General features: G+C 44.5%; 12 protein-coding genes and 2 tRNA genes. 2 read left to right on the top strand and 12 right to left on the bottom strand.

All coding sequences use genetic code 11. The features are described from left to right. Positions 1-3: 3 nt before the first annotated feature. Complete coding sequence (gene spoIIE, locus M3205_RS19340) at positions 4-2,484, bottom strand: stage II sporulation protein E (RefSeq protein ID WP_251171366.1); 2,481 nt, start codon at positions 2,482-2,484, stop codon at positions 4-6. Positions 2,485-2,840: 356 nt separating this feature from the next. Here spoIIE and M3205_RS19335 point away from each other — a divergent pair. Continuing rightward, positions 2,841-2,914, top strand: a tRNA-Met gene (locus tag M3205_RS19335). Positions 2,915-3,073: 159 nt separating this feature from the next. Beyond that, positions 3,074-3,145 (top strand) — tRNA-Glu (locus tag M3205_RS19330). A 128-nt stretch (positions 3,146-3,273) separates the two neighbouring features. Here M3205_RS19330 and M3205_RS19325 read toward each other — a convergent pair. From M3205_RS19325 to pth, 11 genes are all read right to left on the bottom strand, one after another. Beyond that, on the bottom strand, positions 3,274-3,729 hold the full coding sequence (locus tag M3205_RS19325) for a S1 domain-containing RNA-binding protein (RefSeq protein WP_251171365.1): 456 nt from the start codon (positions 3,727-3,729) through the stop codon (positions 3,274-3,276). An 82-nt stretch (positions 3,730-3,811) separates the two neighbouring features. Continuing rightward, on the bottom strand, positions 3,812-4,222 hold the full coding sequence (locus tag M3205_RS19320) for an FtsB family cell division protein (RefSeq protein WP_251171364.1): 411 nt from the start codon (positions 4,220-4,222) through the stop codon (positions 3,812-3,814). Positions 4,223-4,237: 15 nt separating this feature from the next. Next, the gene (gene yabQ / locus M3205_RS19315) at positions 4,238-4,870 is read right to left on the bottom strand and encodes a spore cortex biosynthesis protein YabQ (protein WP_251171363.1); all 633 of its coding nucleotides are present in this window, start codon (positions 4,868-4,870) and stop codon (positions 4,238-4,240) included. Then, the gene (yabP, locus tag M3205_RS19310) at positions 4,867-5,169 is read right to left on the bottom strand and encodes a sporulation protein YabP (RefSeq protein WP_206845858.1); all 303 of its coding nucleotides are present in this window, start codon (positions 5,167-5,169) and stop codon (positions 4,867-4,869) included. Before yabP ends, yabQ begins: the two co-directional genes overlap by 4 nt. A gap of 305 nt (positions 5,170-5,474) precedes the next feature. After that, positions 5,475-5,741, bottom strand: coding sequence for an RNA-binding S4 domain-containing protein (locus tag M3205_RS19305; RefSeq protein WP_048009791.1), 267 nt, complete (start codon positions 5,739-5,741; stop codon positions 5,475-5,477). A 17-nt stretch (positions 5,742-5,758) separates the two neighbouring features. After that, on the bottom strand, positions 5,759-7,213 hold the full coding sequence (gene yabN, locus M3205_RS19300) for a bifunctional methyltransferase/pyrophosphohydrolase YabN (RefSeq protein ID WP_251171362.1): 1,455 nt from the start codon (positions 7,211-7,213) through the stop codon (positions 5,759-5,761). Between the two features lie 8 nt (positions 7,214-7,221). Beyond that, positions 7,222-8,829: a putative polysaccharide biosynthesis protein gene (locus tag M3205_RS19295; protein ID WP_251171380.1), complete on the bottom strand. Its 1,608-nt coding sequence runs from the start codon at positions 8,827-8,829 to the stop codon at positions 7,222-7,224. A gap of 169 nt (positions 8,830-8,998) precedes the next feature. Beyond that, the gene (gene spoVT, locus M3205_RS19290; protein ID WP_009336655.1) at positions 8,999-9,535 is read right to left on the bottom strand and encodes a stage V sporulation protein T; all 537 of its coding nucleotides are present in this window, start codon (positions 9,533-9,535) and stop codon (positions 8,999-9,001) included. A 408-nt stretch (positions 9,536-9,943) separates the two neighbouring features. Continuing rightward, positions 9,944-13,483 carry a transcription-repair coupling factor gene (gene mfd / locus M3205_RS19285; RefSeq protein ID WP_251171361.1) on the bottom strand — a complete coding sequence of 1,180 codons (3,540 nt, stop codon included), beginning with the start codon at positions 13,481-13,483 and terminating at the stop codon, positions 9,944-9,946. 443 nt (positions 13,484-13,926) lie between these two features. Next, positions 13,927-14,157, bottom strand: a complete 231-nt coding sequence (locus tag M3205_RS19280) for an anti-sigma-F factor Fin family protein (protein WP_095246053.1) — start codon at positions 14,155-14,157, stop codon at positions 13,927-13,929. A 130-nt stretch (positions 14,158-14,287) separates the two neighbouring features. Beyond that, entirely contained in the window at positions 14,288-14,848 is a 561-nt protein-coding gene (pth, locus tag M3205_RS19275; protein WP_251171360.1) for an aminoacyl-tRNA hydrolase, read from the bottom strand. Between the last annotated feature and the right edge of the window lie 754 nt (positions 14,849-15,602).

Raw genomic sequence — 15,602 nt, 5'->3', positions numbered from 1 at the left:
TAATCAGTTGGCTTTTTGACGGATGGCATGCACAGGGATGCTTGTCCATTTCGGTGTATTATGCTTAACCTTTGAGACGACCACTGTCATATCATCCTCTATATTTCCGGATCTTGACCTGATCACTTCTTCCATAATGAGATCGGCCACTTCCTGCGGATCGTCCGTTTTCAATTCGGATATTTTGCGCTTCATCCACAGATCAAAGTTCTCCACATGCTTTGGCCCTTCAAACACACCATCACTCATCATGATCAATAAATCACCCGCTTTAAGCTGCTCACTGACCACATCGACATCAAATTCCTGTATGATGCCCATCGGGAGGTTGCTGGCCTGAATTTTAATGACCTTAGGACCTCTTTTTACGAAGCTTGGAGTTGATCCAATTTTCAAAAATTTTGCGTCGGCATTTTGCAGATCAATCATGGCCAGATCCAATGTGGAGAAAATTTCGTCTGTGGTCCGTAAAGACAGTACGGAATTGACAGATTTAATGGCAACCTGCTCTTCAATGCCTGATTGAAGAATTTTCTGCAGAAGCTGTAGCGTTTCCTGGCTTTCTGCATGGGCCCTTTCCCCGTTGCCCATTCCATCACTGATCGCAATCGCATACTTTCCGCAGCCCAGCTCAATAGTAGAATAGCTGTCCCCGGACACTAAGCCCCCGTCCTTCGCTGCATGTGCAACGCCTGTTTCAACCACGAAAGCCTTGGCTGACCGGAATGTGACATGGCAGTACCCATTCGGAAACGCGGCACATTCCTCTGAATTTACTAATATCGTTTCTCCCAAAATATCAGATAGCATCGGTGCAATGAGCTTTTCACATTCCCCGTGACCCTGGCAGTACGGGATGGTCATATCAATGTCGACATTCCCCTGCTCCAGGCTGTAGATTTCCACTTGCTCGATATGAATGCCGAACTCCTGAAGCGCTTCAAGGATCTGTTCTTCCTGTTTATGGTGATTTTCCCGCTCTCTCTGAATTTCTTTGGCGAAGTCACCCATCACCTCCGAAACACCCCTCAGCTGGTCAGCTACCAGCCTTCTGCTTTCCTGTACCTGCTTCTTCAGCTTTTGGTTCGCCTTATAATAAGTCAGCTCCTGCTGAACAGCTTCTGCCACTTTTTTCGATCTTGTGCAGTACTTTTCCCAATCCCTCGCAAGCTTTGGAGAAAGGGCACCGTCGTTGTTGTCCACATCATGCATAATATCCATCATATAGTCATAGGTTGTATTAAAGTTCTTTGACCAGCAATGATCCTTCTTAAAGCAGGTCTGGCAGGTTTTTTCCGTTACATTGCTTAAGAAATAATCCACTTCCCTGTCACTGTCTTCTTCCCATTGAGACGGTTCATCATGGGAGGAAAAACTTTTGGAAAGAGCCTGAAAGACGCTCGAAAATTGAGCAACGCGCTGTGCTGTCACATCACGCATTTTTCTCATATATTGCTGCTGTTCTGCTGCATATTCAGGTGTTCCTGGGATGTGCTTGGCCAATTTTAACGTTAAAGCCTGCGGGGTTAGTAAAAATAAAAGAATGGCTGCACCTGTTTCTGACAGAGTTTTCATGAGGTTTCCGCTGCCCTCTCCATACATGCCCATCAGGAGTGTCGCAACCAAAAGGCCGAATGCCACCCCAAACTTCCTGCCTTCTTTTAAAAGACCGCCTAAAAGGCCCGCAAAAGCAAGCAGGCTCATATGATAAAAACTCGATATATTCGCAAGGGAGAAGATCAGTCCGGTTACCACCCCTACTGTCGACCCGACTGTAGCTCCTGCCACAAAGGCGAAGAGCAGGACAAGGTAGCGTGACAAAATATGGTCCACTGAAAGATCATAGACCGTCCAGCCGATGGTTCCCGTCATAACAGAAGCCAGCATAATGATCAGACAGACGATTTCTTCGGTTTTTAGTGATTGTCTGCGTTTATTTATAGATAAAAGCGGAAGCCCCTGCAAAAAAATAAGCGTCAGGATAAATCCCAGGCTCGACTCGACACCGGCCATCATGCCATCATATAAAGTCAGCTGGCCCTTCATAATGAAGGCCTCCAGGAGCTTGCCTGCCAAGAGAGTAAAAAATACATAAAAAGGCAGTACCCTGATTTCATTAGACAGCCATTTCTTTGAGACCCGGAACGCGAATAAAAAGATGAAGGTAATTCCAAAAGCAGATACTGCATTGGATATAGATAATGTGGCGGCGCCAGCCATTAATCCCACCAGTGCCAGGGGTGCCTTATCTCTTCGTATGAAATATACCGCGGCAAAAAACGGAAGGCTAAATGGGGTTAGCTTCGCCAATATCAAGGCTCTTCCAAGCAAAAAGCCAATGATCAGCAGAACATAGCCTTTTTTCAGAAAGAAATTCTCCAGCCCTGATTGGAGCTTTTTTAAGCCTTTGGCAATATCCAGTTTCGGTTTGTTGAAGGGCACTTCCCCGATCGGCTCCATTATATTCCTTTCTACCTTTTCCATTAAACTACACTCCCCATTTTTTTATCGTTGCTGACAATTATAAAATCAAGCGCTCCAGAAGTTTGTCAAAATAGCGGACAAGCCCCGGCTTTTCGTTCGACGGTTTTCCACTATATATGGGGATAGATAACAAGATTTAAAATGGGACTTTCTGAGGTTTGGTTTAGTTCTGGCAAAAAAAGTAAACAAACCACTGAAATGACAGCTTTCTGCCAAAAGCGAAGCATGGAAGAAATTGACGAAGCGGCAAGGGAAATTTACGACATATTTCTTTTAATATCTTATTGACTTCCTTTTTAAAAATTTGTATGATAAATCTTGTGCTTCAGAGCACATCTAGTAATCTATTGAAATTTGGCGGTGTAGCTCAGCTGGCTAGAGCGTACGGTTCATACCCGTGAGGTCGGGGGTTCGATCCCCTCCGCCGCTATCATGAAATATGGAAGTGCCTTGCCCAGGGGCAAGACAAGCTGGCAGAAAGGTTGCACTTTACCTTTTTGACAGCTTAGCTTAGACCCGAGAGCTCCTACGCGCTGAAGCTGGACAACATGGAAATGTGGAAGCGCATTGCAAAATCTATTATTATCCCGGCCCGTTGGTCAAGCGGTTAAGACACCGCCCTTTCACGGCGGTAACACGGGTTCGAATCCCGTACGGGTCATTTCAAAAGAGCGTCAGCCTTAGGCTGGCGTTTTTTTGATGGCTGAATTAGTTATGAAACAGCACAAAAAAAAACAAGCCCACCCGGACTTGTTTTCCATCCTGCTATATAGATCGATCAGCAGCAAGTTAGCCTCGCTTTGCTCCTCTTCCTCCACGCTTGGATTCAGTATGGCGTTTTAGCGATGACAGACGATCTTCGCTGTCCTTCAGGAAACGGGCCATTTTGGCTTCAAAGTTTTCTTTAGGGCGATTGTCGTTTGATCGGTTATGGCGAGGGCGGCCAGAATTGGAATTCGGTCTGAATTCTTTTCTGTCTCCTCTTTCAGGTCTTTCAGAACGCTCAGGCCGGTCTTTTGCCTTTTTGATGGATAATCCAATCTTGCCGTCCTTTTCGACATTAATGACTTTCACTTCAACCATGTCACCCACTTTTAGGTGCTCATTAATATCTTTTACATACTTGTCAGCGACTTCACTTATGTGCACCAGACCGGTTGAGCCTTCCGGCAACTCCACAAATGCTCCGAAATTTGTAACGCCTGTAACCTTTCCTGTTAACTTGCTGCCTGCTTCGATTGACATTAAAAAAACTGCCTCCTTGAAAAATATAAGGTGAAACTTTTATATATTATACAGAAACCTCAAAAAAAGTGTCAATATAGCCTCAGTCGGCCTTTTTTTCTTTTTTCTTTTCTTTTTCCGAATCTTCTTCAGGGAGGTTAAAGATGATTTCGTTATTGTCAGATAGGAAATAATCTTTGCGGGCAAGCTTCGCGATATACTCATCATCATTCAGCTTAACAATTTCTTCTTCGAGCATTACTTCTTTCTTCTTCAAGTCAGAAAGTTCCTGATCCAGCCTGTTTTTCTCTTCCACTTTTTCTTCCAGAGCAGCAGACTGCGAAACGAGTGTTGTGATCATAAAAAATGAAACGACGGCTGCCAGTGTGAAAAATGCTGCTAATCTGCGAAATAAAAGCTTTTTCTTCCGGCCTGCACTGATCTCTGCTGCTTCCTGCTGTTTGACATAGCTGGTTTCCATTTTGGCTACATTTTTCTTCTTGGTGGCACTCATTTCCGCACTCCCTCCTTACTCTTTAGGTTTTTTCCACTTAGCTGTCCATTTTAAAACATAATTCTTTATCCGCTGTAAATATCCTGCCAATTTATTATATAACTTCTCGACTGTTTTTTTAATCTTTTTCGGCAAAACTTTCCATAAAAGTGACAAAATCCATTTGACAGGCAGAAAAACGATCTTCAAGATAAACCAAAAGACTCGAAGTATGACTTTTAATAGGGAATAAAGTCCTTTTCCAAGCATGACGGCAATCGCAACTAACGCCATAATCAGACCCTGAATCGGTTTATAGATGAGCACCGTTAAAGTCTTCACGAAAAAGCGGTATATGGAGATCACCATTCGGATGGATATCTCCAATACCCGCAGATACATTTTCTTAAATAAACTTTGATATGCGGCAAAACCGCACAGCAAAGCAATGAAAATATAAAACCTCAGTTCACCCTTGTTCACCAGGAATAAAATATAGAAGATTACCAGACCCTGTACGATCCAAAAAAGAATATCATTAATAAAAACGAGCCAGCTTTTCCGCTTGGTCCTTTGCAGGAAACGATTATACGTATCAAGGGCTGCCCCAAATACACTTCCCATGCCTATCATCGCCAGCATGGTCACAAATTGAGTGGTCAGTGTCATCGGAACAACTTGCTAAAGAAACCTTTAGCTTTGTCTCCATTCTGATCATCAATATAAACAAGGTCAAATACCTTCCCTTTGATGGAAACAATTCCCTTGTCCACATCCAGATTCTTCATCTGCAGATTCTGCCCTCTAATCGCAAGGAAGCCCATTACGGTTTCGAGCAAAAACTCTTCATTATCAAAGCTTTCCACCTGTTTAACACCTGTAATATCAAGCAGCCTTCTGCCTCTCATAATGACATCATGTTCCTGAGTATTGGTTTTGTTTGAATTTGATTCATAATATTGACTCATTATTCATCCCCCGCAATCACATAGTACAACCTTTTTGTACATGTTTATGAATGGGAGGATTAAAATAGAACAAGCCATCAAGAAAAGCGCAAGGCGCCCGCCTATCTATGAACGCAGACTAACACCGCAACGTCCTGTGTAACGTCTGCTTGACCCGCATCCTGCGGGCCACAAGCATAAGACGAGGCGGCTGAATGGTTTTTTAAACCTTTAGACGGATTGGCTTAGACCCGAGAGCCGATGGCGCCTTGAGCTAGACAGTTATCGAAGTTCAATGATTTAAGAAAAGCGGGAGCTCATACGTCCTATGCTTCCGATTCCACTTTTTCTTCCTTCACAACCGAGTACATGCCGGCAGCCTCTTCCTTGCGGGTCGTTTCCTGCAGGCGTTCCACCTTGACCGTTACCAGCTTTTGGCCGAAGCGGACTTGAAGCTCATCGCCCACTTTAACCGTAGAGCTTGCTTTTGCCTGCTGTCCGTTTATCGTGATCCTTCCCTGATCAGAGACCTCTTTTGCCAGTGTCCTTCTTTTGATAAGTCTTGATACTTTTAAAAATTTATCTAATCTCATTTGACGCCACTCCTCTATTAATAACCTTTGGATTTTGCCTCATTCCAGAATTCATCGAGCTGTTCGAGCGTAAAGTCTTCAAATTTTCTGCCGCTCATCAATACCCGTTCTTCCACATACTTAAAACGGCGGATGAATTTTTCATTTGTTTTTCTCACAGCTTCTTCGGCATCGATTTTATAAAAACGCGCAATATTCACGAGAGCGAACAGGATATCGCCAAATTCCGGCTCCATCTCCGGGCTGGAGTCTGCGGCTTCTTTCTCGAATTCAGCAATCTCTTCTTTTACCTTCTCCCAGGCAGCCTCAACTTCCTTCCAGTCAAAGCCGACTTTTGCTGCTTTTTTCTGAATTTCAGCCGCTCTCATCAAATTTGGGAAGGATTTCGGGACAGAATCCATCAAGGATTCCTGTTTGTCACCCTTTTCTTCCTGCTTAATGCTCTGCCAATTTTTGAGGACATCTTCCTCATTTTCAGCCTGTACATCGCCAAAGACATGGGGATGGCGGCGGACCATTTTTTCGGAAAGGCCTTCTATCACATCATCAATGGCAAAATAGCCTTCGTCCTCGCCGATTTGAGCATGAAGCATCACCTGGAGAAGGACATCGCCCAGTTCTTCCGTCACATGCTCGGTATCTTCATTATCAATCGCTTCAATAAGCTCATAGGCTTCTTCGATTAAATATTTCTTTAATGATTCATGGGTTTGCTTTTTATCCCATGGGCAGCCGTCTGGTCCGCGCAATTCAGCGATAATGCTGCGCAGCTTTGAAAAGTCTTTATAGAGGACAGTCTCATCTTTTACAGGGGGCACATATACGGAAGTTAAGTTATTCAGCTCCATATTATGATCCAATTCATGCAGCTGCACCTTTTTAATCACTTCTTCACTGCTTCCGGCAGCTGTTACAATATAAACCTCGTAATCGTAAGGGAGCTTTTCCATCAATGTCAGCTTGACGTCACTCGCAACAAACTGATCATACACCTGTCCAATGATGACGTGCTGTGCCACCTGAATTTCATCTCTTTTCAGATCTGTTCCATCCAACAGCTGAAAACCTTCGATCGGATCGATCCTCAAAGCCTGAAATAAAGGATCCAGGAAGCTTTGTCCTCCTCCGATCGTGATCTCGATGCCTCTTTGCGGCGCACGCTCAATGAGAAGCTGAACCGTACGCTCCGCAACAAGCGGGTGGCCTGGAACTCCATATGTAACCTCTTTGGCATGAGCTTCATTCAGGAGAAATTCACAAATCTCCTCATATACTTCTTCAAACTGCTCATGCTTTTCGTAGATATGATCAAAGGACTGATATGTCAGCCCTTCCTGTTCAAGATCACGCAGAACCGGATGCTCTCTAGTCCGCAGGTAAAGAACCTCTGAATTTTTAAGCTGTCTATATACGCCAAAAGGAAGCTGATCCAAATCTCCTGCTCCAAGTCCGAGAATGGTTATTTTTTTCATAAAGCGATTCATCTCCTAGTCTTTTTGGGAAGCAAGAACATGAGTTTGCTTCCAAACGGCAGCAAAGCAAGCTCTTCCTCTTTAAAAGTATTGCCTTTAAACATGATATACAAATACGTAAAGCCACCGAGCGCTACGCCGCTTAATGCTTGAAATCCGGCAAACGCCCTGCCCGATTCCGTGATGCTCATAAATGCTGTGGCAGATAGGTACAGCTGCAGAACAACTGACATCATTAGTGCTGCGAACCCAGCCCTAAATAGAAAACGCAGTGAAATCAATGAAATTTTCAGGTATACCTGAAGCTTTGCTATAAGAAGCATGAGGACGGCCGCAAGGGCTAGGCATGATGCCGCGGCTGCACCGATTGTGCCGTATGATGGCACCAATAGCGTATTCAGGCCGAGTTTTGCCGCAAATCCAAGCAGAATGGCTCCTGCCGGGAAAAAGATGAATCCCAGTCCCTGTAAAATAGCGGTGATAGTGATGATCAGACTGCTCAGCAAAATCAGCAGACTGAGAATTGCAAGGACATCTGATCCTGATGAGTTTTCAAACAGCATAATATTCGCAGGCTTTATAATATTCCAGAGCCCCACGGTTGCAGCAGCTCCAACCAGAATGCCGATTTGAAGGGCAAGTCTGATTTTACTATGAAGGAATGAGGGCTGATTTCTCATTTTTTCTTTGGAAATGAGCGGCACCAGTGAGAGAGACATGGATGTTGCCACGACAATGCCCAGCTGGACAATCGGCTGTCCTCGGTCATACACGCCTTTCAGCGCCTTGGCTTCTTCCCCTTCAATCCCGGATGCCAAGAGGAGCGAGTATAAATTAAACGAATCTGCCAGCTGAATGAAAATAAGCACGAGACTGCTTATGCAGATGGCAAATCCCTGTATGATAATCGTTTTGGCAAGCTTGCCGCCTTGTTTAAAATCAATTGAAATGGCGGACGGCAGGTTTTTTCTTTTTTTTATATAAAAAAAGGTAATCAAAATCAGGACGGCGATGACTCCGCCGGTAACGGCCCCGAACATGGCCCCGCCTCCCACCATGTAGAGGGAATTCCCTTCCTTAACCAGCAAATAAGCGGCAAGCAGGATCGTCACGACCCTGACAAGCTGTTCTCCTACCTGGGAAACAGCGGTTGGAACCATGTCTCCTTTCCCTTGAAAATATCCCCGGAAAAGAGACAGGACTGGAAAAATAAGAAACACAGCGGCCACCACTCTGAGCAGAATCGAGAGTTGCGGATCGCCCATCCTGGCTGCCAGCCAGTCCGAGCCCCAGTATAGGGTTGCGAACCCGATAAAACCTATTATGAATAGAACAAAGGCAGATACGGCAAATAAATTTTGAATATCCTGCTCTTTCTTCAAAGCAACCTGTTCGGCATAAAGCTTAGAAATAATGACCGGAAACCCGTATGTAGATAACACAATAATGATTCCATAGAACGGATAAACCTGCTGATATATATAAAACCCTACATCCCCGACAATATTTTGAAAAGGGACCCGGTAAATGGCGCTTAAAATTTTGATAATCAGGGCAGCGACCGTCAAGATAAACGCACCTCTAAACAAATCGCCTGATGTCTGAACGGGCCTCAGGTTGCCCATCTCCTTCCAATTGAATTCGAAAGTATTATAGCATATTGGGGCTTTGTGCGGGATTTTTCGGTTGTGCGCGGAATTACCAGGGTTGCGTTCACTTCTTTTTGGTTTGCATGCCAAAGAAAAAAGGCAGCGTTCCGCTACCCCTTTCATTAAGTATTCATTTTTATGATTCCATTTGTCTGGCCAGGAAGCCTGCTGCTGTTTCAACTGCTTTTTGTTCCACATCGCCAAGTGAATCTTCTTTAGCAAAAATGATAACTGCACCAATTGGGTCGCCGTTTGCAATGATAGGGCCAATTGTATAAGCAGAGGAAGATTCAGTGTTCCCGTCCACAAGCGAAATATCGCCTGATTGGTTTACCAGGACTGAACTGCGTTCTTCCATTGTTTTTTCAACAAGATCGCTTATATTCTTGTTTAAATAGTCCTTTTTAGAACCGCCTGCAACAGCAATGTAAGTATCTCTGTCACAGATTAACACTGGATTTCCCAGGCTGTCATATAATGCTTCTGCATATTCTTTTGCAAAATCGCTCAGTTCACTGATTGGTGAATATTTCTTTAAGATGACTTCTCCATCACGATCTACGAAAATCTCCAGCGGGTCCCCCTCACGAATACGCAATGTTCTGCGGATTTCTTTAGGAATGACTACACGACCCAAATCATCGATACGACGAACTATACCTGTTGCTTTCATCCAACGTTGCCTCACTTTCATCTGATGATTTTTAGGAAAGCGGAAGCGCCTTGTTCAGCCCCGGCAAGCCTAAGTCGAATCACGGAGGATATCTTGATTTGTGGAGTGATTTGGCTTATGACTCGAGGGGCTAGGCGCTGGAGCTAGACATTCTCTTCAGCGCCAGCACTTGCTCTCTCCTCTTCTGGCTATGATCCATAATTGGGAGAAAATGAATGCATCGCCATGTTTGAACTTAGTATCTTTCATATGGAAAGTTATATACGTGCACAAAAACTTTTTCTCATAGATGTTATTCATTCCATTTACGGATAAACATTCCAAATGGTCTTCACTTAAAAATACCCTTGTCAGAACGAGATAAACATTTCTAATATTTCATTTTTTTGACAGATTGATGTCCAAGAGTTACACAGTTGGATGTTCTTGTTCCTTCTTAGCTTCCTGCATTCCCTTAATCACTTCGTAGGCAATGTTTAGCCATTCATTTGTTTTGACGCCTTTAATATGAAGGACTGCTTTCAGCTTCTTTCCATCCATGCCCAGGCCGATCATCCGCCCATATTTGCTGGTGATCTGGAAAATCTTCTGACCGTCTATATGTTCGCTGGCCTTTTCAGTTAAAAGAATCAGCACTTCCTGTTTGGATTGCTTAACTATCTCGACTCCTGCCAGTTCGCCATAAGCCTTCATTTCGGCGATTTGGAATAAGTAGCCTACCTCATCCGGATATTCGCCAAAACGGTCGATCATTTCATCCTGAAGCTCTTCTACATCTTCAAGAGAGGAAATTCCGCGGAATCGCTTATACATTTCAATTTTCTGGTGGCCATCAGACAGGTAGAAATCAGGAATATAGGCATCAACATCCAGATCGATTTCAATTTTAGCCGGCTTTTCCTCGATGCCATCCAGCTTATCTTTCCGTTCTTCAATCGCTTCTTTCAGCATTTGTGAATACAAATCAAATCCAACCGAGTCGATAAATCCATGCTGTTCTGCTCCAAGCAGATTGCCGGCGCCCCTGATGGATAAGTCACGCATGGCAATTTTGAAGCCTGATCCGAGTTCCGTAAATTCCTTGATGGCCTGAAGCCGCTTTTCAGCTACTTCTGTCAGTACTTTATCTTTTCGATACGTAAAATACGCATAGGCAACCCTGTTGGAACGGCCAACCCGGCCCCTGAGCTGATAAAGCTGGGACAGACCCATCTTGTCTGCATCATGGACAATCAGCGTGTTGACATTGGGAATATCTACGCCTGTTTCAATAATCGTTGTGCTGACGAGAACATCGGACTCGCCTTCTAGGAAGCTTAACATAACAGATTCTAACTCATTTTCCGTCATTTTCCCATGGGCATATGTTACCCTTGCATCTGGAACCAGCATGGATATTTCCTCGGCTTTTCGTTCTATATCCTCCACCCGGTTATATAGAAAATAGACCTGTCCATCTCTCGCCAGTTCCCTTTCAATGGCTTCACGAACCAGCGCACCATTGTATTCCATCACATAAGTCTGAACCGGGAACCGGTTTTCAGGAGGTGTTTCAATAACGGAAAGGTCCCGAACGCCAAGCATTGACATATGAAGGGTTCTCGGGATTGGTGTGGCTGTCAGAGTAAGGACATCCACATTAGTCTTAAGCTGCTTGATCTTTTCTTTATGTGTCACGCCAAAGCGCTGCTCTTCATCAATAACAAGCAGGCCTAAATCTCTATACTGGATATCCTTTGATAAAATCCGGTGTGTGCCGACAACTACGTCAATAGTCCCTGCCTTTAAGCCCTTAAGCGTTTCGGTCTGCTGCTTTTTTGTTCTGAATCGGCTTAATAGCCCAATTTCGATCGGGTAATCCTGGAATCGTTCTCTCATCGTTTCATAATGCTGCTGAGCCAGGATCGTCGTCGGAACAAGAATGGCAACCTGCTTTCCATCTGCAATCGCCTTAAAGGCAGCACGGATGGCCACTTCTGTTTTCCCATAGCCCACATCTCCGCATAATAAGCGGTCCATCGGGCGCTCCCTCTCCATATCCTTCTTAATTTCATGGATGGAGCGGATCTGGTCCTCTGTTTCCTGGTAAGGGAAGGCCGCTTCAAACTCTCTTTGCATATCCCCATCCGGATTGAAGGCAAAGCCTTTTGATGCCTCGCGCTCTGCATAAAGCTTGATCAAATCATCCGCAATATCCTGAACAGATGATTGAACCTTTTTCTTAACCCGCTTCCAATCGTTTCCGCCCAACTTATAAATTTTAGGCTCTTTTGCTTCGGAGCCGACATATTTCTGGACAAGATCAATCTGCTCTACCGGTACGTACAGCTTGTCGCTGCCCTGGTAGCGGATATGGAGATAATCTTTATGAACTCCGTTAATATCAAGGGTTTCAATCCCCAAGTATTTTCCGATCCCGTGATTGACATGAACGACATAGTCCCCAACCTTCAGTTCGGAATAGCTTTTGATTCTCTCCGCATTTGAAAGCTTTTGCCTGCGGGCCTTCTTTTTTGTACGTTTGTTAAAAAGCTCTTCTTCCGTAATAACGGCCAGCTTTTGCCCTGGAAGCTCAAATCCGGTCTGCAGACTGCCTTCTGTAATTTGGATTTTCTCTGTTAAAATCGGGTCATTCACACTCACAAATGCCGCTTCAATCTCGTAGTCTTCAAGCACTCTCTTCAGCTTTTTGATCCGCTCTTCATCAGGGCCCAGGAATACGACCGAATATTTGCCTTTTTTCCATCTGTCCAGCTCGCTTTTCAACACATGCATCTGTCCATGGAAATTCTGCATCTGTTTGCAGGTGACATTAATGATGTTTTGCGGGTTGGTATTCGGCACATGTCTCAGAAACAGCGACATATACGTTATCGGATGCCTGGAACGGTGCAAAAACTCTTTTAACGTGTGGGATACCTTCACATCATGAATGATCTTGCCCTCACCTAAAAGACTTGTATACCACTCAGCCTCCTCCTTATCCAGGGAGTCGTTCATTTCCTGAACACGGCTGATTTCATCAATGAAAATTAAGCCATTGGCAGGGAGATAGTCTACTAAACTACTTCCTTCCTCAAAGGCAAACGAAAGGTATTTGAAAAGCTGTTCAGGCTTGTTCCCCATTCGCAGCTGTTCCAATTCGTAGCCAACATTCTGGGCCAGCTGCGTTTTCGCTTTATCGTCTTTTAATTTTTTCAGGCTTGTTCCCAAACCTTTTTCCAGTTTTTCAATTATGTTCTCGAATTGCTCTGGATCAAGAGGGATTTCGGTTGCCGGGCCAATTGAAATCTCGGTAAGTTTTTCTTTTGATCTCTGATCCTCCAAAGAAAAAGTCCGGATCGAATCCACTTCCGTATCAAACAGCTCAATCCTTACCGGATCCGCTTCAGTCAGTGGATAGATATCAATGATTCCGCCCCTGACACTGAATTCTCCTGGCGAAGAAACCATCTCCGAACGGACATAGCCCATCTGAACAAATCTTTTTAATTGATCATCATTCAATTCATCGCCTATTTTTAAAGACAGCTGGTATTGTGTCCAGTGGTTTGGAGGCGGAAGAATTTTTCTCAGCCCGGCCATCGGGACAATCATGATACCTGTCTTATTTGTACTCCAATAATTTAAAGCTTCTATCCGCTGGGCCTTTAACTCAGGGCTGGCAATCCCCATTTCAGCTGCGATCAATTCATTGGCAGGATACAAAAATACTTCCGATTCTCCTGCCAGATTGACGATATCATCATATAGCTTCTGTGCCTGCAGAAGGTTGTGCGTCACAACAAGCATCGGCCTTCCCGATTGCTCATATATGGAAGACAAAAACAAGGTGCGTGCCGATCCTGATAAACCGGCAAGCATCTGCTCCCGCAGTCCTTCCTCAATGCCAGACAAGATGGAACTTACATCATCCTGCCGGCTAATAATCTCTTTAAGACCAAACATGAAAGCCCCTCCTATAAGAAAAGCGTAAGCGCCTTGCCCACCCCCAGCAAGCACAAGACAAGCTTGTGACCTCGAGGGGGTAGGCGCTGGAGCTAGACAGTTCTCAACGTTAAAAATATACTTTCTTATCTTTTTAGAAAAGCGCAAGCGCCTTGTTTTACCCCGTAATTCTCGAGGGACAGGCGCTGGAGCCGTGCAGTTCTCAGCGTTCAAAAGCTCATTTGTTTTATAAAAGTGCTCTGCCAGTTTAACCGCCAAAAGGCAGATGTCATTCAAGGCCCCTTTGCGCCTAAAAACTGACAGTCTGCAAACTCCATTTCTTCTATCATTAATCTTACTAAATAACATAAGGATACAACAAGAAACTATAGAACGGTTTCTATCAAATATATAATGCCTCAAAACAGAAATAGAAAAACGCTTTGGATTGCCTCCAAAGCTTGTTAATGAATAATAAAGTCCTGCTGATGATAATCCGGATTGCGTTCGAGTGATTCCTGGCAATCCTCACAGATTGCTCTTACATGCATATCTCCTGACTGATCATACGAGATCATCTCCTGGCGCTCCTGATCATTTAGCTTATGGAAGCCAAGCTGTTCTGAGTATACAGAACTGTTCTCTATTGAACCAATCTTTGTTCCGCAATGGCGGCAATGATAATGAATAGACATGCCTGTCCCTCCCGTTAAACTGTCCATATATCCTAGTATGGACTCGGGGCAAAGAACTTATTCACGCATTCTGTGCTGCCGCCAAAGGTGAGATACATTATTCTATGATAAGATTAATAAAATATGAAGATTATTGATTAAAATCGTTCATTACCTGTAAAAATGGTTTTTTGAACCATTCCTCACAGGCATCTGCACACTTTTTAGCCGTTTCGTTCATGATGGCCTGTTCTTCTTTCGTGAAGCGGCCGAGCACATAATCCGGCACCTTCATGCCGCTTGGCGGACGGTCGATCCCGACCCGGATTCTGTTAAACTCCTGTGTTCCCACATGTGCGATTGTCGACTTGATCCCATTGTGGCCTCCTGCGCTCCCTTTTTGGCGGAGCCGAATCTTGCCTACAGGAAGATCAAGATCATCATAGATGACTACAAGTTCATCATCATTAATCTCAAAATAATCCATAACAGCCCGGATGGACTCTCCGGATAAATTCATATATGTAAGAGGCTTAAGCAGCAATACTTTTTCACCGTTCACATAACCTGCACCAAATACGCCTTTCAGCTTGGCCTGATTCAGTGGAATATTCAACCGGTCCGATAAAACATCAATCACATCAAATCCAATATTGTGCCTCGTCTTATCATATTGCTTGCCGGGATTCCCAAGCCCTACAATTAATTTCATTTTCTCACCCCATTTTAGAAAAGCGCAGGTACGCCTGAAATTATCTGGCGGTGTGCGCTGAGTTTATCTATTCTCTTTTTTATTATAGTAGAAAGTGTGTGGTTTCGGTAAGAAGATTCTGATTTGAGTTTGCCAAGTTGGACTCTGCGAGTTCTTTTTCGGCCTCTCTGGTTGAAATTGGGCCGGGTTCTGACTCTGTGGGCACAGTTTCTACTTTTTGTGTCCGAAGTGGAGCCGGGTTCTGACGCTAACTACACGCTTCCTGCTGTTTCTGTCCGAAGTTGAGCCGGGTTCTGACTCTAACCACCAGCCTCCTGCTTTTTGTGTCCGAAGTGGAACCTGGTTCTGACGCTAACGACCGGTTTCTGCTGTTTCTGTCCGAAGTTGGATCAGGTTCCGACTCTAACTACCAGCCTCCTGCTTTTTGTGTCCAAAGTTGAGCCGGGTTCTGACGCTAACTACACGGTTCCTTCACCTTGTGTCCGAAGTGGAGCCGGGTTCTGACGCTAACTACACGATTCCTGCTCCTTGTGTCCGAAGTGGAGCCGGGTTCTGACGCTAACGACCGGTTTCTGCTGTTTCTGTCCGAAGTTGGATCAGGTTCCGACTCTAACTACCAGCCTCCTGAGTCAAGTCCACTATTTTGTGTAAATTCATTCCTAGGAAAAACAAGTTATTTAGCTCTATGTTTTTGAAGTAGTGGAAGGGGGCCCCTTCCACTACTTCAAAAATTTCGCTCCGCAGATTCTACTGG

Origin of the sequence: Cytobacillus firmus, from assembly GCF_023715565.1 — a bacterium.
In the GTDB taxonomy this organism is placed as follows: Bacteria; Bacillota; Bacilli; order Bacillales; family Cytobacillaceae; genus Cytobacillus; species Cytobacillus firmus_C.
Note: the sequence above shows the minus strand (reverse complement) of the source record. Positions and strands in the feature narration are given on the sequence as shown.

Bases quoted from the DNA above. Each gene is read 5' to 3' on its own strand.
- yabN (WP_251171362.1), bottom strand. From the start codon at position 7,213: ATGAAAAAAATAACCATTCTCGGACTTGGAGCAGGAGATTTGGATCAG.
- M3205_RS19320 (WP_251171364.1), bottom strand. From the start codon at position 4,222: ATGAGTGCCACCAAGAAGAAAAATGTAGCCAAAATGGAAACCAGCTAT.
- pth (WP_251171360.1), bottom strand. From the start codon at position 14,848: ATGAAATTAATTGTAGGGCTTGGGAATCCCGGCAAGCAATATGATAAG.
- yabQ (WP_251171363.1), bottom strand. From the start codon at position 4,870: ATGACACTGACCACTCAATTTGTGACCATGCTGGCGATGATAGGCATG.
- M3205_RS19325 (WP_251171365.1), bottom strand. From the start codon at position 3,729: ATGTCAATCGAAGCAGGCAGCAAGTTAACAGGAAAGGTTACAGGCGTT.
- M3205_RS19305 (WP_048009791.1), bottom strand. From the start codon at position 5,741: ATGAGATTAGATAAATTTTTAAAAGTATCAAGACTTATCAAAAGAAGG.
- spoIIE (WP_251171366.1), bottom strand. From the start codon at position 2,484: ATGGAAAAGGTAGAAAGGAATATAATGGAGCCGATCGGGGAAGTGCCC.
- yabP (WP_206845858.1), bottom strand. From the start codon at position 5,169: ATGAGTCAATATTATGAATCAAATTCAAACAAAACCAATACTCAGGAA.
- mfd (WP_251171361.1), bottom strand. From the start codon at position 13,483: ATGTTTGGTCTTAAAGAGATTATTAGCCGGCAGGATGATGTAAGTTCC.
- M3205_RS19280 (WP_095246053.1), bottom strand. From the start codon at position 14,157: ATGTCTATTCATTATCATTGCCGCCATTGCGGAACAAAGATTGGTTCA.
- spoVT (WP_009336655.1), bottom strand. From the start codon at position 9,535: ATGAAAGCAACAGGTATAGTTCGTCGTATCGATGATTTGGGTCGTGTA.